Source organism: Thalassoglobus sp. (genome assembly GCF_048270125.1).
In the GTDB taxonomy this organism is placed as follows: Bacteria; Planctomycetota; Planctomycetia; order Planctomycetales; family Planctomycetaceae; genus Thalassoglobus.
This window is the reverse complement of sequence record NZ_JBLWTN010000035.1, coordinates 16,640-38,411: the sequence shown is the minus strand read 5'-3', so window position 1 is coordinate 38,411 and position 21,772 is coordinate 16,640. Positions and strand designations below refer to the sequence as shown.

Below are 21,772 nucleotides of genomic sequence, written 5' to 3'. Positions count from 1 at the left end.
TGCCCGTGAAGTTCACTTTTATGACTCCAAAGGCTGCTCGCCACGAGGCAGAACGCGAACGGCCAATACTGGATCAACACGAAAGCATTTCCAACGCTTTTTGTGCCCGTGAAGTTCACTTTTATGACTTCACAGGCTTCTCGCCACGAGGCAGAACGCGAACAGCCAATACTGGATCAACACGAAAGCATTTCCAACGCTTTCTGTGCCCGTGAAGTTCACTTTTATGACTCCATAGGCTGCTCGCCACGAGGCAGAACGCGAACGCCGATTCGAAAGATGTCATCAGCCATCTAAGAACGATCCCCTCGGACCTTTCCGAAGTCCGAGGGGATTCAAAATCAGGGTGAAGGCAATTTCGAGTGGGGACTAACCCGCGAGATTGGCAACAACTTTTTCCTCATGGACGAATAGCGAACCGGGATCGAGATCCGCAACGGAATTCACAATTCGGTCTGGCTGATAAGCAAAGTTCGCTAAGTCTTCCCGTTGAGTTCCGCCAGAGAGAACAAGAATCGTGCGATACCCCAGTTGAACACCTCCCAGAATGTCGGTTTCCATTGTGTCTCCAATGATCGTTGTTTCTGAAGCGGTCAGACCAAGTTCTTTTCTCGCAGCCCGAGTCATAATTGGGCTCGGCTTCCCGACACTAAACGCTTTCACTCCGGTTGCCGATTCAAGCAACGCGACGATCGCTCCGCACCCTGGTCGCAATCCATGTTGCGTCGGACAGTTCGGGTCCATGTTTGTTGCGATGAGCTTCGCTCCCCCTTTGACCATGTTGCATGCACGCTCCAACATTTCCATGGTGAAAGTTCGTCCTTCACCAACGACGACATAATCGGGCTGAGTGTCGACAATCGAATAACCAACATCATGCAATGCGCTGTGCAGACCCCCTTCACCTATCACATAGGCCGTCCCAAACGGCTTTTGGTCAGCTAGAAAACTCGCTGTCGCCATCGCACATGTGTAAACATGCTCATCTTCAACCGACATCCCCATGCGTCGCAGTTTCGTCGCGACATCCCGACGAGTCCTCTGGCTGTTATTTGTCAGAAAGGAAAAAGGAATGCCGTCGTCGATGAGTTGAGAAACAAACTCATCCGCCCCAGGAATGAGTTCACTCCCGCGGTAGATAACGCCATCCATGTCAATCAGAAGACCGTGATTCTTGTGTACGGTACGGTTCATTTTAGTGTTCCAAAATTTCAACTTGTTCTTCGAAGTGAGAGACATCACTTCAGCAGAAAGGTGTTAAAGTAACGCGAAGGAAAAATGAAAGTTTAAAGGTGTTTTTTCACATCGCTGCGTCACAGTGAATTGAACAAGAAGCAAACGTTGTGCCTTTCGTCTCAAGCCATCACGGTCACGATAGCCGGAACGTCAGAAACAGCTTTAAAGTTGCAGGCAAAACTGTCTCATTCAGCGAACGAATGCACGAATGAAAATACTGAAAAACAGAACAGATAAACGCAACAACATCTGCTATTGTTCAAATTCAGAGCAGCAAGACTGAAACGATGCGCAGGTGGATCGAAATATGAAATCGACCGGAGTGGTTTTGAGATCGTTTCGAACCTGTTCCAGTTTCCACAAGTGCAGCCCAAAACTTGTTTCGCCGTACGAGAGAACAGACGAATTCGACAGAACTTTGAGGTCACAAATCCGATGAAAATTTTACTCGCAACGATTCTCTTGTTCACCACCTGCTTGCAAACCTTGCATGCTCAGGATCTTGAACTTCACCCAAAGCTCCAACCGCTTTCGTTCAAACTGATGGGGCCGTTCACCCGCACTAAAGAGGGTGACATTCTCGCCATCGACGCCAAAGCGACCTACCTTTCAAAAGACAACGGGAAAACATGGTCAGAGCCGCGACCGATCTTCGCTCTCGGAACCAAAATGACTGTCAGTAATGAACGAGCCATTCTCACCACACAGGATGGCACAATCATTGTTGGATTCATGAATCTGGATGAGCGAAAATGGACCTGGAAAGACGAACTTCACGACGCCCCCGGAGCGGTCCTGCCGACATACGTCATGCGGAGCACTGACAGTGGAAAGACCTGGCAGAACATTCAGAAGATGCATGACGACTGGAGCGGATGCGTCCGCGACATGATTCAAACTCAAGAGGGACGCATCATCTTCACTGCCATGAAAATGCTGCACAATCCAGGACGACACACAGTTCTGACTTACTCTTCAAACGACGATGGTCTCACCTGGGCTGCCAGCAATCTGATCGACCTCGGCGGGCAAGGCCATCACGGAGGAGTCACCGAACCGACCCTGATTGAACTTGAAGATGGTCGCATCTGGCAACTGATCCGGACCAACTGGGGCGAGTTCTGGTCGGGGTACTCAAACAACGGTGGTCGTCACTGGCAAACTCTGCAGCCGTCAGGAATTCCCGCAAGCAGCGCCCCCGGCATGCTCACTCGTCTCGATAGCGGTCGACTTATTCTGCTTTGGAACCGCACTTTTCCCGAAGGTCAGGACAGATGGGAAATGAGCGGCGGCGACGGGCTGTGGTCGGAAGTTCCCGTCAGCAACTTCCGCGAAGAACTCTCGCTCGCCTTCTCCAATGATGACGGAAAAACCTGGACACGCCCGACCGTCATCGCCAGCCACAAAGGCAAATGGCTCTCCTATCCCTATGCCTTCGAACCGACACCGGGGCAGATCTGGCTCACCACCATGCAAGGCAACGTGAGAGCCAGTTTCCGTGAAGCGGATTTCGTGAGTGAGGAAAAAATTGAGAGCAAGCAGCCATAGACCAATCATATCGCGACGCAAACCAAATCATTCTACCTCACCCTTGCCGACATAGAGCCACATCTGAAATAGCAGGATGCGTGACATCAAATCTACATGAATTTTGAGAGATGGATGGGGCGACTCGGTTGAGCGAATGAAATCGTCAGAGAATCTCTCGGCAGTGTCAGCTCGCTTTTACCTACAAAATTTCCGGATTATTAGTAGACATCGGTGAGTTTTCCCTGATGATTATTATTAAGTTGTCGTGCTAAGTGACCACAGCTGAGTTCATCAGAAAATGAGAGGTGAAGCAGGAGACGACCTTGGCTGTTCAGAAATGCTTTACGACGGATCGACGCAGAGTGTGAAGGAGAATTTAGGTTCCGATTCGAAGTGCGCTCGCTGAACGAGAGCGTTCTTAACAACAGCTTGTGTGATCAGTCTCATGGAATGGGGTTTGGACGCGGGCAAAGAAGTACGAACATAGGATAGAGTAGACTGCTCGGAACCATTGTTCTCGTTGGCTGCGAAGATGTCGGCACGACCGTCAGCCAGTGCAGCAAAACAGTTTCGAACCGAGGAGACATGGAAACAGCGAATAGGTGGACTGATTATTCCGCGAGTTGAAACGAGTTCCAGCTTCTCATTTGGAGAATCTACTTATAGGGCTCTATCGCAATTCCAATGTTGAACATGAGGTTCTGCCGGATGGAGAGCAGTCTATGAAGTCATGGGAGTCATCATCAGAAGCGAGACAAGCATTGAAAGTGCTCTCACTGGCCAAAGTGATCGACTTGAATTGAGACTTTTTCATCTCACATCGAAAGCGATTTCATGTCTGAGACGGGTTCCTCGCAAACGTATACCATCGGGATCTTAAACTCCATTTCTGGAGTCATGTCGGGTTGCGAAACTCTCGTGGCAAAGGCGACGGAACTGGCAGTCCAGGAGATCAACGCAACAGGTGGCGTGCTCGGACGAAAGATTCTCACGAAGACTCGTGATGGAGCATCGAACGGCGAGATCTTCGCGCGAGAGGCAGAGAAGTTTCTCGAGGTCGATGGAATTTCAGTTCTTTTCGGTTGTTGGACATCAGCCTCTCGCAAAGCCCTGTTGCCAGTATTGAGTCGTAATAACGGATTGTTGTTTTATCCACTTCAATACGAAGGACTCGAAGAAAGCTCCAATGTGATTTACACTGGCAGCACTCTCAATCAACAAATTGAACCCGCCATTGACTGGGCGATGGATCAAGGTTGGAAAGATGCCGCGATTGTGGGATCAGATTACGTCTACCCACGCACAGCGAACACGTTAATGCACGGTGTTATGGAGAAACGTGGCGGAAGAGTGCTCGCAGAATGTTATTTGCCTCTCGAGGAGTTTGATGTCCGTCCTGTCGTCGAGCAACTTTTGGCGTCTGAGCCGGATGTTATCTATAACACCCTCAACGGGTTTGCCAATATCGATTTCTTCCAACTTCTTGCAAAACTTGGACCGGGAAGCGAGCAACTGCCGGTAATTTCATTCAGCTTTTCCGAGACGGAATTGGCATCCGTTCCAGAAGCAGTTGGTCACTATGCCTGCTGGGATTATTTCTCAACTTGCAAGAATGAAGTCAATCAACACTTCTTGCCGAGAATTCGAGAGTACGTCGGTTACAACTGTCCCGTTTCATCCCCGATGGCGAATTCGTATACGCAGGTCTATTTATGGAAAGCGATTGTCGAGCAAGTCGGCAGCTTTGAAGTCGCTGACTTAGAGAACCACAGTTTCATTCTGGTGAATGGTCCTTGCGGGGTGATGGAGCTTCGTAAAAATCGGCATGTTCGCAAAAGAGCCATTATCGGGAAAGCTCGGACAACTGGCGACTTTGAAATCACGTGGCAGTACCCCGAGATGATCGACCCCGAGCCTTGGTTCGGAGTCGACACCCTGCAGCGTGGTCGAATTATACATCAGGCACTTGAAGCCTTTCCGACAGTGGTCGATTTGCATAGCACGCTCAGGCGGGAAAAAGAAATTCAAGAGAAACTGATTCGTGAACTGAACGCCAAGCAGATCGAATTGGAAGAGGCCCGAGACGCAGCAGAGGCAGCAAACGAAGCCAAGTCAGACTTTCTGGCAGCGATGAGCCACGAGATCCGCACTCCCATGAACGGAATTTTGGGAATGGCGCAACTCTTGGGAGATGGTCAACTCTCGGCAACGCAGTCCGAACAGCTTTCGATCATTCTCTCCTCGGGAGAATCTTTGCTGACGATCATCAACGATATTCTCGACTTCTCCAAGATCAAAGCTGGGCGTGTTGAACTCGAGCAAATCGGATTTTCACTCCAGGACCAACTCAGTGAAACGCTGCAGTTGCTCTCGCCCAAAGCACACAACCGAGGGATGGAAATTGAGTTGGACTTTGATCTCGAAATGCCAGACATACGCAGAGGTGACCCCACGCGAATTCGCCAGGTCGTGATGAATCTCGTCAGCAACGCCATCAAATTCACTGAAGATGGACGCATCGTCGTGATCGTACGGCCAAGCGCGGAGGAAGAACAGACCATCGAACTGGAGGTGCGGGACACCGGCATCGGAATTTCGGAAGCTGCACAACAGCGACTCTTTAAGCCTTTCATGCAGGCGGATTCAGGAACGACTCGACAGTACGGCGGCACCGGCTTAGGTTTGGTGATCTGCAAGCGTCTTGTTGAACTCATGGGTGGGAGTCTCACTCTGGAAAGTGAGCTGGGGAAAGGAACCTCATTTTATGTCAAAATTCCACTTCCACCCGCCACCAGCAACGACGTCATTCGATCACGCCAGCAAGTTGGGCCACCTCAAGACGTGCTTGTCGGCAAGCGCGTGATGCTGGTTGACGACAACGAAGTCAATCGTCGTGTCGCAATGGGAATGCTCGAAGGTTTTGGCATCCATGTCGATATCGCAGAGGACGGACGAGACTTACAGCAGCAACTCGAGCACAACCCGGATTTGCTGCAAACTTACGACGGCATGATTTTAGACGCAATGATGCCGGGAATTGATGGCTGGCAACTGGCAAGCTGGATACGCGATCAACCGCATGGCAAAGACCTCCCACTGATTCTTGCCTCCTCCTCAATCGCTGATAACGAGGAACAGCTGGAATCGAAACACTTTGCAGTTGTACTCCCCAAACCACTCAGAAGGAGTACTCTGTTTCGAGAACTTGCGATCTCAGTTGCGGGCTGGCAACCTCAACATCACGTTCAGCCAACGGAACCTGTCGCCCCGCGTCGCGTCCTTGTCACCGAAGACAGTCTGGTGAATCAAACCGTTGCTATATCAATGCTGAGCAAAGGAAAACACGAAGTCACAATCGCTGAGAATGGGCAACAGGCACTCGATGCCCTGACCCACCCCGACGCATTCGACATTATTCTGATGGATGTTCAAATGCCGGTCATGGATGGTCTGGAGGCCACCCGACAAATCCGTCAGCGAGAGCAAGAAAATCACTGGCCGCGCTGGCCAATCATGGCGCTCTCGGGGAATGCCATGAAGGAGGAGCAAGACGCGTGCATCGATGCTGGGATGGACGGCTGCCTGACAAAACCCATGAACATGAACGAAGTTCTCGCACTCGTCGCGAGTGTTCCAAGAAGAGGAAAACCAGCCGAGCAAATTCCTGTCTGAGACTTCACAGAGCCTGTTTGATTCAGTTTTGATTCAGTTTTCAATCAGTTGCCGAATGTTGTGAGTCTGCATTCAAAGCGGCTTAATCACCGGCGGCCGGTTCCTGTTCGCATCTTGCGAATGGGAGTAATCACATCCGTGACCAACTGTCCGGCGACAATCGCGACGGAGGTCATCAACATTGTGGTGAGCAGACGAAGGCCGCTGGGGAGGTCTTCTCGAAGCATGATCTGTGCCAGACCCGTAAAGCCGAGAGTTCCTGGAACCAGCAGAATGAGTGAGGGAACCAACATCACGGCTGCAGGTAACCTTAAACGGTTCGAAAGCAGACGACTGGTCACACCGGCGACGACGGAAGCAATCCAGACCGCTGCAAACGGACTGAAATTATCGCCAGCCAGCCTCAGCGCTCCGTAGACAATGAGTGTCGAAAATAACAGCCACGGGACGTCTTGGTATCGAGTACGAAATAAAACCGCCAGACACAGCCCGATGGGAATCACCACAAACACCGATGCAATCAACGACGGGGTATGTGGTGCCACCGAATCGGGAATCGGGTGCAAAGCGGCGACAAAGTCATAGCCCATGTAGACGCCAAAAATCAGAGTCAGCAGTGTTGTCATCGCTCCGGCAAATCGCGCCGAGCCGGAGGCAAGATTTTTCGTCGCCAGTTCGTTGATACTGATTGTAAGATGCAGACCGGGCACGAGTACGATCAGCGCCGACAGAGCGGTCAATTCAAAGTTACTCGTAGTAACCCACGATTGAACCACACAGGCAATTGCACTGGCTGTAAAACCTGCGATGACATTCGTCAGGTGCGACGGAAACCGAAGGCGTGACAAACCAAGAACCATCGCTCCGACGAGCAGACCAATCGCTCCTGCCGAGATAATGACAGTGTTGTTCCCTCCGACAAGCAGAGCGACACATGCACCAACAATTCCGTACGATGCGATTTGCACAGATGTGACGTACCCGCCTGGCATCGCCAGAATCGAACGCAATTGAGCCAAAGCGTCTTGAACTGTGACGCTCTCGTCCTGAATAGACTGCTGCAAGCGAAACAGTTCAGCATACCGTCCGAGGTTCGTCTTACTCGGATAGACGCGAAGCATTCGCGTTCCGTACCGCTCATCATCAAACGTCACGAACAGGGATGTCGGCGTTGAGAAGAAAGTGGCTTGCCGACCGAGCGCCGTAGCAACCTGTTCCATCTGACTCTCAAGCTCATACGCGGGAGATCCACTGGCGTGAAGACTGCGTGCAAGCTCCAGAATCAGCTCCTCGGAGTGGGTATCAGACAAGTGGTGCCTCAGAAGAAGTTAAGTAGAAACGTGGCGGTTGCATACCGACAAGATTCTATCGCAAGTTCACTGTCTGTGACGAGACTCCTTCGCTGATTTCCCCCACGGAAATTGACTCATCGATGAATTTCCGCGCGGTGGGTGACGTTCTGACTGACTGAGATCTAGACTCGCTGACTTTCATCAACAAGTCATTGCGATATCATCGACTGCAGAAAGTGTCGAACTCCACCCACGTTGCGTCTCTGACTCAGATCAATCCTAACGACTGCATCGCATCAGCGACCCGCATGAACGCTTCGATGTTCGCTCCTTGCGCGTAGTTGCCGGGAACGCCAAATTCATCAGCGGTTTTCAAACAGCGATCATGAATATCTTTCATGATATGGGCAAGTTTTTTCTCAGTAAATTCGAATGACCAAGCATCCCGAGAAGCATTTTGCTGCATCTCCAACGCACTGGTCGCAACTCCGCCGGCGTTCGCTGCCTTACCAGGCGCGTAGGCAATCCCTGCATTGATAAACTTTTCGATCCCTTCGGGAGTCGTCGGCATGTTGGCCCCTTCCGCGACCGCGATGCAACCACCTTGAAGAAGCGCATCAGCGTCTTTCCCTGTGAGTTCATTCTGTGTGGCACAGGGTAACGCGACATCGCATTTGATCTCCCAAAGATTCCCGCCTGCCTGATAGTGCGATTGCTTTCGCGACTGGCAATACGATTCGATCGGGAGCCGTTCGACTTCCTTAATGCGTTTCAGCGTCGGCAGGTCGATACCTGCTTCATCGTAGACAACGCCTTTGGAATCGGAACAGGCGACGACTTTGCCACCCAGTTGAGTCACTTTTTCAATCGCATAGATCGCGACGTTTCCTGCTCCGGAGACCAGACAAGTCTTGCCTTCGAGCGATTCACCTCTCGCCGCGAGCATCTCTTGAACAAAGTAGCCAAGTCCGTAACCAGTGGCCTCGGTACGGACCAATGCTCCGCCGTAGCTGAGTCCCTTGCCGGTCAAGACTCCTGACTCGTATCGGTTGCTGATCCTTTTGTACTGCCCAAAGAGATAACCAACTTCTCTCTTACCAACACCGACATCGCCAGCGGGAACATCGGTGTATTCCCCAAGGTGACGCGACAGTTCAATCATGAAACTCTGGCAGAAACGCATCACTTCATTGTCGCTGCGTCCCTTCGGATCAAAGTCACTTCCCCCCTTGCCTCCGCCAATGGGCATTCCCGTCAAAGCGTTTTTGAAAATCTGTTCAAATCCCAAAAACTTCACGATCGACAAGTTGACGGAAGGATGAAATCGCAAGCCCCCCTTGAACGGCCCCAAAGCACTATTGAATTGGACACGGAAACCACGATTAATGTGGACTTCGCCACGATCATCCTGCCACGGCACGCGAAAGATCACCTGACGTTCAGGTTCACAGATTCGTTCGATGATTTTTTGTTCGGTGAACTTTGGGAACTTCGCCAACACAGTTCCGATCGACCCAAACACCTCTTTAACCGCTTGAATAAATTCCGGTTCACCGAGGTTGCGTTGTTGAATGTTCCAGAGTGTTGTTTCCAGTTTTTCGTCCATATTTTTATCCATTATTCTCTTCAATGCGGGGTCATTAAAACGCTAGTGCCAGATTGATTTTCAGAAAGGGTGTAGTTAATCGCTGGTGTCGTGGTGGGTGACGTTCTAGCTGGCTGCGATACAAATCGTTGACTTTCTCATCCGCTCATTGCAAAACTCAATGTCGATAGAGAGCGTCGATAGAGCGCGTCGATCTCCACCTGTGCAAAGACTTTCAAGAGCAGTCTCCATAGATCAATATTTCATCATTGAAAGTCAGATGTGTCTCCAGAATTTGTTCAAAGTGTCGAGGATCATTCTGTTTATTTTTTCGGGTTTCCACGCGAGAACCGACGTCGAAGGAGTCGTTGCTCAGAAGAGCTACGACAGTACTCACGCTCCACACGAAGGGGCGAAAGTATGAATAGCGTTCAACACCGAAGGAACCCTCAGCGAATCTCAGGACTGATCCTGATGTTAGATTTTAATGGTAAATTCTTCGTGGGAATATCTCACGCCGCTGTAGAATCGACATTCTCCATAATCGTAACGAAAAACGGAAATCAGAGTTTCTCGCTTAAACCTCGCCTATAGATCAACAGATACGTATTTGATATTACGAGAATTCCATCAAAACCTGTCATCACTAAAGAGAAAAGCGTTATAAAGTGAAGACCTGTTTAGAACACGAATGTGCTCCTGGTCTCCGTAGAGAGAGCTTTCACGTGAGAAATCACTCACACCCAAGGGATATCCCATGCATTTTCAAAAAAATGCTCTTGTTCAATAACGAGATGAAGCAATTCGCTGATGCAGCGGTGAATTTTATTCTGACTGACTTCGATCCCGACTCATCGGCTATCATCAACGAGTCGCTACAAAACTCACTATCCACAAATCAGTTCGAGCTCCTTCACACTATTTAAAACTGACCCTAAAACCTGAATTTGCTCTAAAATGCCCTGTACAGATTGAATCCGCAAGTGATAAGAAAAATGACTCCAAGCAACCATAGCCAGCAATCAAAACAACTTCAATTGGCAAAATGCTTCGTCCGTATTGCATTGGCAGCAGCATTCTTATCAGCTGTGGCAGATCGCTTTGGGCTATGGGGTCCACCCGGAAGTGAAGGAGTAGTTTGGGGGAACATAAAAAACTATGAGGCATATGTTCAACTTCTGAACTGGTTTGCCCCTGCTTCATTGATTCCTTTCTTGGGATGGGCTGCCACGATCGCCGAAATCGTGATTGCGATTGGATTACTGATCGGTTGGAAGTTGCGATGGTTTTCGCTTGCAGCTGGAGTCCTCTTGAGCATTTTCACAATAACGATGATGAGTGCTCTCGGCCCAAAGCCGCCGTTAGATTACTCAGTCCTCTCCGCTGCCAGCGCCGCTTTTCTGTTGTTCGCAGTGGCGGATTCTGGCAATCGAAATCTTCCTCAACGGGAAAACAAGACAGACTGATACAACCAGCTGTTGAAAGCATTCGCAACTCGATCTGCACGCGAATCGATTTGAGCGAAACTGGCCGGAGCAAATCCAATATTGGTCAATACGTTCTGCCTCGTGGCGAGCGGTCTATGAAGTCATGAAAGCGAGCTTCACGGGCACGACCAGCATAAAAATGCTTTATGAGACCTCGTATAACGACAAACATAAACCAAGATTCAGACGCCCAGCAGCGCGCACAAGTTGGGTCGAGAAAATTGCTGATTGTGCAGCACCATCGAGTCGAGGAATACAAAAATCAATGTATGCTTCTTCAACCCCACGAGTGCCAACAAGATCGGCAATTTCAGTTTGGTACTGACTCAGGAATGAAAGTGCGTCATCAACTTGGCGCTCAAAATCTTCGATGTCGGCGGCACTGATCTCAACAAAGATTGCATTTTGCGAAAACACCCGATCGGAACCGGAGACTCTCGCCTCTCCTCGACGCTGAGTTGCACAGACCGCAAGCCCGCACTCGGCAATCGCCGCGTCAAGATCCAGGCTTTGCCCATACACTCTCAACACAGACATCTACGCTCCCAATCCACACCCAGCTTAGACGACACCAACAGGGACCTCCCTGTCATTGACCAAGAGGATTTTCCACCTAGTTAACTTCAGGTCATCACTTCGGCTTATCGTTTCTTACGACGTTTTTGTGCTGGCTTCTTTTTCCGCGTGGACGACTTTTGATTTCTGGGTTTACCTTGCTTGGAATTTGGTTTCTTCGAATCTTTTTTTGTTGTGGAAGGTCTGCTTTTAGATGCCCCTTTTTTCGCTGGTGGCTTGGAAGCGGTGTGAGTGAGAAGTTTGAAATTGAGTTCGCGGCGGTCGACGTCAACACTGGCGATCTCGACAATCACCTTATCGCCGAGGCGGATCATGTCTCCCGTGCGCCGGCCAACCAGGGCCATGGCCTGTCGATCAAACTCATAACTCTCGCTTGCCGGGATGTTGCTGATGTGGACCAACCCCTCAGCCGGGATTTCGATACCTCGACAGAAAAACCCGAATCGCTCGACACCGGTAATCACAGCTGTGATTTTCTCACCCACGCGTTCTTCAAAATAGGTGAGCAGCTTCATTTTTGTTAATTCGCGTTCAGCTCGTTCGGCTCGTCGTTCGGTTGTTGAACAGTGATGCCCCAGGCGAATCAAGTCTTCCGCCGATGCTCCGCGATATGTCACGTTGTCGCAGACCAGTGAGCTTACTAAACGATGAATGTGCAAATCGGGATAACGGCGAATTGGGCTGGTGAAGTGGCAATATTGGTCTTCAGCCAAGGCATAGTGCCCGACTTCCATCGGCGAATATTCCGCCTGTTTCAAACTTCGCAGCATGGCATAATTGACTGCCTGCTCCTGCGGAGTTCCACGAACAGATCGGAGGAGAGCCTGCAAATGCTTCTTGCTTTGGTATTTCTCCAACTCAAATCCCAGAATCGTGACGAACTCGCTGAACGCTTTCAGCTTCGCCTCTGCCGGGTCTGCATGTGCTCGCCGTAAGAAGCCAATCCCTTCATCATTCAAACGGACAGCGACTGCAATGTTCGCAGCGAGCATAAACTCTTCGATAATTTCGTGTGACTCGTCGTGCTCAGCTTCGAAAGCTCCGGTCACCTTTCCATCTGCATCAAGGCTCAGCCGGACTTCCGGCATATCAAGTTCAAGTGAACCTTTTGCAAACCGACGTTTCCGGAGAATCATCGCCAGTTCGTGCATGTTATTCAGCAGTTCACGAATCTCCGCACTGACTCCTTCAATCGGTTCGGATGGCTTCGCTTTGATGATCGGCATCACCTCTTCGTAGGCGAATCGTTGCGTCACTTTGATTGCGGATCGAGAGAACCGTGTCTCGATGGGAATTCCCTCTGCGGAGAACTCAATGAATGCAGACATCGTAAACCGCGTCCGCCCTTCCTGCAGTGACGCCAACCCGTTCGAGATGATCTCCGGCAACATCGGGATCACTTTTGTCGGGAGATAGACACTCGTCCCACGCGTTTCTGCTTCACGATCCAGTTGGGTTCCCGGTTGAACAAAATGGGAGACATCTGCGATATGCACTCCGAGCAGCCAGTGTCCTTTTTCTATCTTCTTCAGCGAGATCGCATCATCAAAATCTCGAGCTGTTTTCGGATCGATGGTGACGACCGTGGTCCCGCTTAAGTCTTCGCGATCAGTGAGATCGTTCTCATTGAAGTTTTCCGCTTCCAGTCGCGCCTCATTGAGGACTTCCTCCGGGAATTCGTCAGGGATCCCGAACTCATGGATGATCATCTGCGTATCAACACCTGGTTCCCCCCGAGCACCGAGAACCTTCGTCAGTACACCTTCCCCATTCTGTCCGATAGTTGGGAAACGGAGCATTTCGATGACAACCTTGTCTCCTTCTTTGACTCCCTTCGCTCCCGGATCACCGACCCAGATCGGATCGGGATAGTCCTTCCCGTCGATCTGCACCCAACCTGACTCGTCTTCTTCCAGATAAGTACCGACAAAAACATTCGTTGCTCGTTCAACAACTTCGACAACATACCCACAGCGTTGCCCCCGGCTGCGGCGTCGTTGCAGAAGTTTCACGAAGACCTCGTCTCCGTTTTGAGCATCTTTGAGATCGTTCCGTTCAACGAAAATATCTTCCGTCAGGCCGATCGGTTTTGGCTCACGCAGAATGATGAAGGCATCCCCACTTTTGATGCGGTGTACGATCCCCAAATGAGAGCCACGCGGTGCTTTTGGCTGAATACGTCCCCCGTCAGAAAAGCGAATTTCCCCTGAGAGTTTCGCCTCTTCTAAAGCGGCTTCAAACTTCGCCAGCTTCTTCTTCGTAATTCCCAGCTTCTTCGCCAGCGACTTCGGCTTCATCGGCATATAGCCCGGCCGCTGAACAAATTCGATAATCCGCTTTGCAAGATTCGTCATCACCGCGTCCTCTGTTGTAGTTCTACACAGTACAGAGAGTGTAACGAGTTCAGCGGGAATAGTTACTAGAGCACCATTGAAGAAACCTCCAATAGCGTGTCGCCGGACAGCTCCCGGTGATTCACCGGGAGCTGTAAAGTTTGATATTCAAGAGTGCGTTATGCTTCAGATCGAAAGAACAAGTGGACTTAAAGCAGCTTGCTCAACCGTGTGCCCGTGAAGAACACATTTCTCCAGGAAAAATGGTGTTCGCCACGAGACAGAACCTGCAAACCAATTCGAAAGATGCTCTAGCCAGCCTTTCGTTTCTCAGCGATCAATTTCAGCAGCGCATTCTGTGGGTCTGCGAACTTTTTGAGACCTTCTTCCATGAGATCGGATTCCATTTGTGCGAAGTTGACCTTCTCGTCGATCTCGTTTTGAATCGCTTCAGACGGCATTTCTTCGATGCGACTGGTGAAGGTTTTTCCGTCCATCTTCTGGATCGTCTCGTTGACTTCAGGCGGGTTCGTTTGGATGTCCGAGCCTGCGAGCGCAGCAACATATTTGTCTTTCGGATCTTCCGGAAGCTTCGTTCCCATGCTGGCGAAGATCATCTCCTGCTGCAGCGGCAAGCCTTTGTCGCTCCAGAATTCTCGATTCCGTTGCCAGATCCGCTTTGCGTTCAGGATACCGACCATGCCTTGTGCATCGCTGGAAAGTTCCGTCAGATTTTTGGAAGTGTACGCATCAATACGGCTGATGAAGATGCTATACACCGACTTCAGAGTTTTCGGATCCTCACGTCGCTGCGCACCTTTCCAGATGTTATCGCGAGCAATTTGATACTGCCGGTCCGAGAAGATCAGAGTCACATTGGGAGTCACTCCTGCAGCAGTGAGCTCTTCCAACGCCCCTAAACCTCCGGGAGTTGCAGGAACTTTGATCATGCGGTTGGTGTGACCGGCTGCCCACTTTTTGCCGAGTTCGACATACTTCGCTGAGCGTTCTTCCGTGCTTAGCGGGCAATCGGCAGCTTCGAGGAGCGGATCGAGTTCAAAGCTCACGTAGCCATCATTACCGTTCGACTTTTCATTGATCTCATGGAATTCTTTCTGTGCGGTACAGACCAGACTGTCTGTCAGCGCCCACGCAATCTCTTCATCATCGAGACCTTTGGCAACCAGTTCGGCGATATCATCATCGAACCGACCTGATTTAATAAGATCAGAAACAATGGCTGGATTTGACGTCGCACCGGTCGCACCGAAGGCGAGGTTATCCTTCACTAAATCGGGATCGACACTATCCAGCCAAAGTTTCGTTCCAGTCTTTACGAGTGATTCAAGTGGCGTCGGCATGGTTAGTTCCCCAAATTGGTCGTGTTGCTCTCTGCCGCAAAAAAATAAAAAAGTCACGAGAAAATTCGCCGGACAGTTGAGGTGTCCGGCGAAAATGACTCAGCATTACTTCTTAACTTCATCATCATCATGCAGTTTCTGTGACAGATACAGCAACTGTTCGACGATTTTTTCGGTCGCATCCAGTTGCACAAAGTTTGAGCCGAGCCAGGTTTCGTATCCGCCAAGTTTGTGTTGCTCGGGAGTTGGTAAGTACCCATACGAACCGTTTGCGAGTTCGATGGTGAAGGAATCTTCGAACGGTGTGCGGTCTTTGAGTTCCAAGCCGGTTTCGGTGAACACTTCAAATGGAATCGCCTGAATGGCAAGACTTCCGATTCGGATCACTTGCAACGGGATGGTCACTTCTTCCGGACCTTCCTGAATCTGTTTCACACGGGCGGAGTAGGTCTCTTCGCGGATGTGTCGTTCTTTTTTGGGACGTTTTTCAAGTTCTGCGAAGAATTGCAGCATCTCCTTGGAAGGCTTACGAACCTTGAGAACAAGATCGGTCATCGCTGAATCGAGTTTCACCCAGTCGTGCCATTCAAGTGTGGCGTGTGCTTCCATCACTCGGTTGGTCACTTTTTCAGCGACCATTTGCATCTTCTGGTATCTTTTCACACGAGGAGATTCTCCATTGAAATTAATATTGTTGACGTCCCCACTGGTTCCGTTCGACAGAATTCCAACAAACGGAGGATCCTGATTGGCCGCTCCCAGGCGGTCTTTCACCATATTCGCGAAATAGCCAAAGTAATCGGCGGAAACATCTCCACTGTTCACACCGCCAACGTAGTGCAACGAATAGTTCCCCATCAGTGCGATCGGTTGACCTTCAATCGATTGCACTGAAATGAATGACACTTCTGGATCGACAGGCCCGGCGGGGCGGACCAGTGCAGGGTTTCGACGAGGCGGATTCATGCGAACCTTGTCGACACCCCCAAATGGATTGCTCAGCATTTTAGGATCAGTCGTGTACCAGCGACGGTTAAAGACCTCGGACGGCTCTTGTGCTGAACCCCATGCGATTCGTGCTGGTTGCATGTTACTGAGAGCTCGTCGGACACCATCGGCGATGCGTCGGGCGACAAAGGCTTGATAGTCGGACAGTTCCTCAACTTCAGTAATTTTGCTCTCTCCACGAGCCGTTGTAGCGGAGTGCGTATGCGTGGATGCCATCAGCAGTTTGCTGACATCGAGATCAGTTTCGGCATCAATCAGCTTGCGAGCAGCTTCGAAGACTTCTCGTGGAATCCCGACATTGTCACAAATCACGAATCCAATCGTAGTTTCACCATCATCCAGCAGCAGACAACGAGCATGAAGTTCGTCATGAATATTCGTCGCTGGGATCGGTTTCCAGCCTCCGACAATCAGTTCTCCGAGTGGTGGAGTGATATTACTGGCAGCTGCTCCTGCGCGAAGCACTTTATCCTGTGCAATGAGTGTTGATTGAAAGAAGACCGAAAGTGCGAAAACACCTAAGAGTGTGAGACGAGCGAGCATTGAATTCTCCGAATGTGTCGTAATGTCCATTTGATTTCGATCATAGCGACAAGCACGAGAGTGTTCATCCGATCGCAAAAAAATTCGATGCTGACATTTTGTTCGGGTGATTCCCACGGAGCGAAGTTGCGACTTGATCTGCGTGAAATACTTTCTTACGACTGGACGAATGCAAGTCGACTCGACATCATTTCAATCTCGCCCGTTGCCCTACACCCCCAGCCCCTCACCGACCCAGCATGTCCGACCGTCCGAACATCATTTTTATCATCACCGACCAACAGCGGTTTGATACGATTGCGGAACTTGGATTTCCTTACATGGAAACTCCGAACCTGGACCGACTGGTACGCGAAGGGACAACGCTCACAAACTGTCACGTGACCGCAGCGAGTTGCGCTCCGAGTCGGGCGTCGCTCTTCACCGGGTATTATCCGCATACGACTGGTGTGCTTAAGAATGCGGATTTGTGGCGACATTCCTGGGTCGAGCTGTTGAATGAATCGGGCTATCGTTGTGTGAATATCGGGAAGATGCACACATACCCGTACCACACGCCTCTCGGATTTCACGAGAGGTATGTTGTTGAAAACAAAGATCGATACCTGGAAGAGCGATACTACTTCGACGAATGGGACAAAGCACTACGGGCCAGAGGCCTCGTCAAGCAACAGCGAGAACAGTATCGGCAACGTGATGATTACCAAACAGCTTTAGGAGCGTTTGATTGGGAACTGCCAGAAGATTTGCACTCGGATATGTTCGTCGGCGAGATGGCAAAATGGTGGATCAACTCTTACCCACAAACGGAGCCCCTCTTCCTTCAAATCGGTTTTCCCGGTCCGCACCCACCGTACGATCCGACGCCGGAATACGCTGCGAAGTACATGGAGAAAGAGCTTCCTCTGCTGGAAGTGACACAGGAAGAACTCGATAATCAGCCAGCTGCTTTCAAGGAATTGAGGCAGCACAATAATGAGGTCGACCACGACTCCGTTGTTCTCGATCTTGATCCGACAGAAGAGCAACGACATCGTCAACGGGCGTACTACCTCGCGAATGTCTCGATGATCGACACCAAAGTTGGCGAGATTTTGCAGGCGTTAGAAGACAAAGGATACCTGGAGAACTCCGTTGTCATCTTCACTTCCGATCATGGTGATTGTTTGACGGACCATGGGCATTCACAAAAATGGACGATGTACGACATCATTACCAGAATGCCTACCATCGTCTGGTCGCCGTCTCAAAGTTCTCCTGATGGCGGCGAATCGAGACGATTTGAAGCAGGCAGAAAGTTCGACGGCCTGTGCAGCCAGTTTGATCTAGGCCCAATGATCCTCGAACTCGCCGGGATTACTCCACCTGAGAACATGGAGGCGAAATCACTCTTGCCAGCACTCGAAGGAAAGACTTGGGAAGAGCGGGAATATGTTTTCGCAGAGCAAGCCAAAGACGGAATCCTCACCGGGACGGACTTCATGACCATGGTTCGCAGTCGCGACTGGAAACTGGTCCACTTCCTCGATGAAGACGACGGGCAACTCTTCGACTTGGCTCACGACCCTGATGAAATCAACAACTTATGGAACTCGGTGGAGCATCTCGACAAAAAAAGAGAACTGCTCGATGTGCTACGAGATTGGCGAATGCGCAGCCAACTCGAATCCAAGGACTTGTTCGCCGAATGGCGATAGACCCTATCGCCCCAATGAAACCTCAAGAGTAAGCTGCCCTGATAACCCAACTTAAGGAAATTGTTCCTTTATTTACGTCGTTGTGATGACTGGGAAACAGATCATCTTTTCGAATTTTGCTAGAGCCATTCAATTTCATATTTAACTGATTAATATCCAACCAAGGAGTTGCTACCGTGGAACATCACGTCGACGGAGTCATGAAAAAATGGGCGCTGATTGCCATCATCGCCTGGGCCATTCTCGGTATCGCGGTCTTGCAGAGTCCACTGCTGCTGTTCTACATCTTGCTGCATGCCTGCACGACTGGCGTCTTTCTATATTTCTTCCTGCGTAAAGAAAATGAAGCTGGCGATGTGAGTAAAAAAAACGAAGGCTGAAACCGGCAGGTTTCTCGTCGCTCATCAGCGTACAAAATGTAATCTGGAGAGAGCAGCATTTTCGGGAATGATGTTCGCGTCCTCTCGCGTGGATGCGCGACTCATTGCTTCGCTCCAAGCTGGCACAACTCCTGAGTGCTAACCAACGAACAAACAGAGGACTCTGAGAATGATTCGATTTCTGCATATGCTGACGGCTGTTGGGTTCATCTTCTCGATTGTGGCCAATGCCTCTGCTCTAGATCAAAAGAAGACAGCTGATCCATTTGCCCGCTGGGAATCGAACATCAAGGCATTTGAAGCCGACGACAAAGAGCACCCTAAAGAACCGGGACAGGTTCTATTTATCGGAAGCAGCAGTATCCGCCTTTGGGATCTTGAGAAATGGTTTCCGGAACTGGACGCGATCAACCGAGGTTTTGGTGGCTCGGAAGTTGCGGATTCCCTGCACTTCTACGACCGGATCGTGAAGCCGTACGCACCGCGGGCGATTGTCATGTATGCAGGTGACAACGATCTTTCACGAGAAAAAACTCCCGCTCAAGTTCAGGCCGATTTCAAAGAGTTTGTGACCAAAGTCCACAAAGATTTCCCGGACACGCAGATCATTTTCGTTGCCATCAAGCCAAGTATCAAACGCTGGAATCTTATTGAGAAGGTCCGTGAAGCAAACTCGCTCATCATCAAGATGGCAGAGGGCGACAAGCAGCTGACATTCCTGGACATCGACACACCAATGATCGGCGAAGATAAAATGCCCAAGGCAGAGTTCTTCGCAAAAGATGGACTGCACCTCAACGATGCTGGCTACAAACTCTGGTCAGACTTGCTCAAGCCGCATCTCGATGCGATCCCTGCAATCAAGGATGCCCGCTTCAAAACATTGCGAAACCTGCGCGATACTTACCATCCTTGGTCACCGCCTACCACACTCGCTGCCTGGGAAAAGGAAGCTGAGAGAATTCGACGACAAGTACTCGTCTCAAACGGCCTGTGGCCTCTACCGGAAAAAACTCCGCTCGAACCGGTCATCTCCAAGAAAATCGATCGCGGAGACTACACCGTCGAAAGCGTCTACTTCCGCAGCCGACCCGGGCATTATGTTACCGGAAGTTTGTATCGCCCGAAGAATATCGAAGGGAAAATTCCGGGAATTCTTTCCCCACATGGTCACTGGAAAGATGGTCGTTTTTACGATGCCGAAGGTGGCTCACAAGCACAACTGGATCAAGGAGCGGAAGAGTTTGCATCGGGAGCCCACTCCCCACTGCAGGCACGAATGGTGCAACTGGCCCGAATGGGAACTGTCGTCTTCCACTATGACATGATCGGTTACGCCGACAGCCAACCACTCGACCATCGCACCGGATTTAACGACGCCGATGCCGCTTTGCGTCTGCACAATCTCATGGGCCTGCAAACCTGGAACTCGATTCGATCTCTCGATTTTTTAGAGTCTCTTCCAGAAGTCGATACCGATCGACTTGCGGTCACCGGAGCAAGCGGAGGCGGAACACAAACGATGATTCTGGCCGCCATCGACGATCGTGTTGATGTCACCTTCCCGGCCGTCATGGTCTCGACAGGAATGCAAGGTGGCTGTGTTTGCGAGAACGCCAGCTACCTTCGCCAAGGGGTCAACAACATCGCCTTCGCTGCCCTGTTCGCTCCAAAACCACAGGCGATGAGCGGAGCTGACGACTGGACGATTGAGATTGAAACCAAAGGACTCCCGGAGTTGAAGCAGGTTTATTCACTGTTTGGAAAGGCAGACAGCATCGAAGCCAAGGCTTTCCCACAATTTAAACACAACTACAATCAGGTCGCCCGAGAGCTAATGTACAACTGGTTCAACGAGCACCTTGACCTCGGAATCGACGGTCCGATTCAACAATCTGACTTCTGGCCGCTGACCAGAGAACAGCTAACAATTTTCAATGACAAAAACCCACTCCCGGACGACGCACTCACCGCTGCACCTCTTCGAGAGCTGATGACCAAAGAAGATCAAGAAGAGTTTGAAAGCTGGCTGAAAGGAGACATTGAAGACTACCGCAACATCGTTGGCGGGGCTGCCGAGGTCATGCTCAAGCCGGAAGTCTCTGACATCGAAGCCGAATACACGACTGTCCCACAGGATTCAGAACCAACCAGCAACATCACAAGAGCAGATGGGATCGTTACCAACTCGGATGGTGCGTATATCAAAACCGTCTCACTCTCCAGTGAAACCAAAGAACCTGCTGGTTTCGTCTTCTGGTTCGATTCAGCAGGATATTCGCACCTGTTCAAAAACGATGGAACTGTCAAAGACGAAGTTCTGCAGCTCATTCAAGCCGGGTACATCGTCGTATCGGCAGACTTATTCATGACTGGAGACTCCAAAGGTCGGACACAATCCGCTCAGGACTACCCCATCGATGAGAACTATCCCGGCTATACTTATTGCTACAATACTCCCCTGTTGACTGAGCGAGTCCGCGATATTCTGAGCGTGATTCAAAATCGTTCTCAACAGGACAAGAAACGAATTCTGGTTGCAACCGGAGATGCCGGAACATGGCAGCTATTGGCACGGTCAGCGATTCCAGCGAATAAAATCGACAGGACTATCGTCGACCTCAACGGCTTCTCATTCTCGGACGTCACAACCATCGACGACCCTAACCTCCTCCCCGGTGCCCTCAAATTCGGCGGACTTCCCGGACTTGCACGACTCATCGACCCCTCTCCACTCGCGATCTTTGGAGCCTCGAAGAAAGACGACTTCAACAAAACCCTCAGCCACTTCAAAGAGAACCTCACTCTCAGCAGCGAACCGCTCACGGGTAAAAAAGTGGTTCAAATGATTCTTGAAAGTGAGTAAACTGTCAGGTGCCAGACAATCCTGGGCCGGTTCTCGAATTAGTTCGAATTGAATTTCTTGAGCCGCACTCTCCACACTGAGCACAGAGAGGCTTTGGGATTGTACTGGGTGACCTGTCGAGCCCCCGAGCGTGGGGAAGGAAATCCAAAGTCAAGAATCCGGCACGTCACCGATGGAACTCACAGTTCGGTACGCTATTCTAATAG

13 protein-coding genes are annotated in these 21,772 nt (G+C 50.5%); 6 read left to right on the top strand and 7 right to left on the bottom strand.

The features are described from left to right. Positions 1-369: 369 nt before the first annotated feature. Positions 370-1,194 (bottom strand): TIGR01457 family HAD-type hydrolase, encoded by an 825-nt coding sequence (locus ACN0YR_RS22935; RefSeq protein ID WP_417851543.1) that lies wholly within the window; start codon positions 1,192-1,194, stop codon positions 370-372. 477 nt (positions 1,195-1,671) lie between these two features. Here ACN0YR_RS22935 and ACN0YR_RS22930 point away from each other — a divergent pair, with 477 nt between their 5' ends. After that, entirely contained in the window at positions 1,672-2,784 is a 1,113-nt protein-coding gene (locus ACN0YR_RS22930) for a sialidase family protein (protein WP_417851542.1), read from the top strand. 816 nt (positions 2,785-3,600) lie between these two features. Further along, entirely contained in the window at positions 3,601-6,438 is a 2,838-nt protein-coding gene (locus ACN0YR_RS22925; protein ID WP_417851541.1) for a transporter substrate-binding protein, read from the top strand. Positions 6,439-6,524: 86 nt separating this feature from the next. Here ACN0YR_RS22925 and ACN0YR_RS22920 read toward each other — a convergent pair whose 3' ends face one another. Continuing rightward, positions 6,525-7,748, bottom strand: coding sequence for a threonine/serine ThrE exporter family protein (locus ACN0YR_RS22920; protein ID WP_417851540.1), 1,224 nt, complete (start codon positions 7,746-7,748; stop codon positions 6,525-6,527). Between the two features lie 250 nt (positions 7,749-7,998). Then, the gene (gene gdhA, locus ACN0YR_RS22915) at positions 7,999-9,348 is read right to left on the bottom strand and encodes an NADP-specific glutamate dehydrogenase (protein WP_417851539.1); all 1,350 of its coding nucleotides are present in this window, start codon (positions 9,346-9,348) and stop codon (positions 7,999-8,001) included. A gap of 962 nt (positions 9,349-10,310) precedes the next feature. On the opposite strand from gdhA, the gene ACN0YR_RS22910 reads away from it, so the two are divergent. Then, positions 10,311-10,781: a MauE/DoxX family redox-associated membrane protein gene (locus tag ACN0YR_RS22910; protein WP_417851538.1), complete on the top strand. Its 471-nt coding sequence runs from the start codon at positions 10,311-10,313 to the stop codon at positions 10,779-10,781. Between the two features lie 165 nt (positions 10,782-10,946). On the opposite strand, the gene ACN0YR_RS22905 is transcribed toward ACN0YR_RS22910, so the two are convergent. The 4 genes from ACN0YR_RS22905 to ACN0YR_RS22890 form a co-directional block, all read right to left on the bottom strand. Beyond that, complete coding sequence (locus tag ACN0YR_RS22905) at positions 10,947-11,339, bottom strand: hypothetical protein (RefSeq protein WP_417851537.1); 393 nt, start codon at positions 11,337-11,339, stop codon at positions 10,947-10,949. Positions 11,340-11,443: 104 nt separating this feature from the next. Beyond that, the gene (gene rnr, locus ACN0YR_RS22900) at positions 11,444-13,732 is read right to left on the bottom strand and encodes a ribonuclease R (RefSeq protein WP_417851536.1); all 2,289 of its coding nucleotides are present in this window, start codon (positions 13,730-13,732) and stop codon (positions 11,444-11,446) included. A gap of 290 nt (positions 13,733-14,022) precedes the next feature. After that, the gene (locus ACN0YR_RS22895; protein WP_417851535.1) at positions 14,023-15,072 is read right to left on the bottom strand and encodes a transaldolase family protein; all 1,050 of its coding nucleotides are present in this window, start codon (positions 15,070-15,072) and stop codon (positions 14,023-14,025) included. Positions 15,073-15,177: 105 nt separating this feature from the next. Next, the gene (locus ACN0YR_RS22890; RefSeq protein ID WP_417851534.1) at positions 15,178-16,623 is read right to left on the bottom strand and encodes a neutral/alkaline non-lysosomal ceramidase N-terminal domain-containing protein; all 1,446 of its coding nucleotides are present in this window, start codon (positions 16,621-16,623) and stop codon (positions 15,178-15,180) included. Positions 16,624-16,862: 239 nt separating this feature from the next. On the opposite strand from ACN0YR_RS22890, the gene ACN0YR_RS22885 reads away from it, so the two are divergent. The 3 genes from ACN0YR_RS22885 (at position 16,863) to ACN0YR_RS22875 (ending at position 21,566) form a co-directional block, all read left to right on the top strand. Beyond that, the gene (locus tag ACN0YR_RS22885) at positions 16,863-18,320 is read left to right on the top strand and encodes a sulfatase (protein WP_417851533.1); all 1,458 of its coding nucleotides are present in this window, start codon (positions 16,863-16,865) and stop codon (positions 18,318-18,320) included. Between the two features lie 176 nt (positions 18,321-18,496). Next, positions 18,497-18,700 carry a hypothetical protein gene (locus tag ACN0YR_RS22880; protein WP_417851532.1) on the top strand — a complete coding sequence of 68 codons (204 nt, stop codon included), beginning with the start codon at positions 18,497-18,499 and terminating at the stop codon, positions 18,698-18,700. A 169-nt stretch (positions 18,701-18,869) separates the two neighbouring features. After that, positions 18,870-21,566, top strand: a complete 2,697-nt coding sequence (locus tag ACN0YR_RS22875; RefSeq protein ID WP_417851531.1) for a GDSL-type esterase/lipase family protein — start codon at positions 18,870-18,872, stop codon at positions 21,564-21,566. The last annotated feature ends 206 nt before the right edge of the window (positions 21,567-21,772 follow it).

Coding starts and splice junctions, on each gene's coding strand:
- ACN0YR_RS22930 (WP_417851542.1), top strand. CDS start 1,672: ATGAAAATTTTACTCGCAACGATTCTCTTGTTCACCACCTGCTTGCAA.
- ACN0YR_RS22935 (WP_417851543.1), bottom strand. CDS start 1,194: ATGAACCGTACCGTACACAAGAATCACGGTCTTCTGATTGACATGGAT.
- ACN0YR_RS22910 (WP_417851538.1), top strand. CDS start 10,311: ATGACTCCAAGCAACCATAGCCAGCAATCAAAACAACTTCAATTGGCA.
- rnr (WP_417851536.1), bottom strand. CDS start 13,732: ATGACGAATCTTGCAAAGCGGATTATCGAATTTGTTCAGCGGCCGGGC.
- ACN0YR_RS22905 (WP_417851537.1), bottom strand. CDS start 11,339: ATGTCTGTGTTGAGAGTGTATGGGCAAAGCCTGGATCTTGACGCGGCG.
- ACN0YR_RS22895 (WP_417851535.1), bottom strand. CDS start 15,072: ATGCCGACGCCACTTGAATCACTCGTAAAGACTGGAACGAAACTTTGG.
- ACN0YR_RS22885 (WP_417851533.1), top strand. CDS start 16,863: ATGTCCGACCGTCCGAACATCATTTTTATCATCACCGACCAACAGCGG.
- ACN0YR_RS22925 (WP_417851541.1), top strand. CDS start 3,601: ATGTCTGAGACGGGTTCCTCGCAAACGTATACCATCGGGATCTTAAAC.
- gdhA (WP_417851539.1), bottom strand. CDS start 9,348: ATGGATAAAAATATGGACGAAAAACTGGAAACAACACTCTGGAACATT.
- ACN0YR_RS22875 (WP_417851531.1), top strand. CDS start 18,870: ATGATTCGATTTCTGCATATGCTGACGGCTGTTGGGTTCATCTTCTCG.
- ACN0YR_RS22890 (WP_417851534.1), bottom strand. CDS start 16,623: ATGCTCGCTCGTCTCACACTCTTAGGTGTTTTCGCACTTTCGGTCTTC.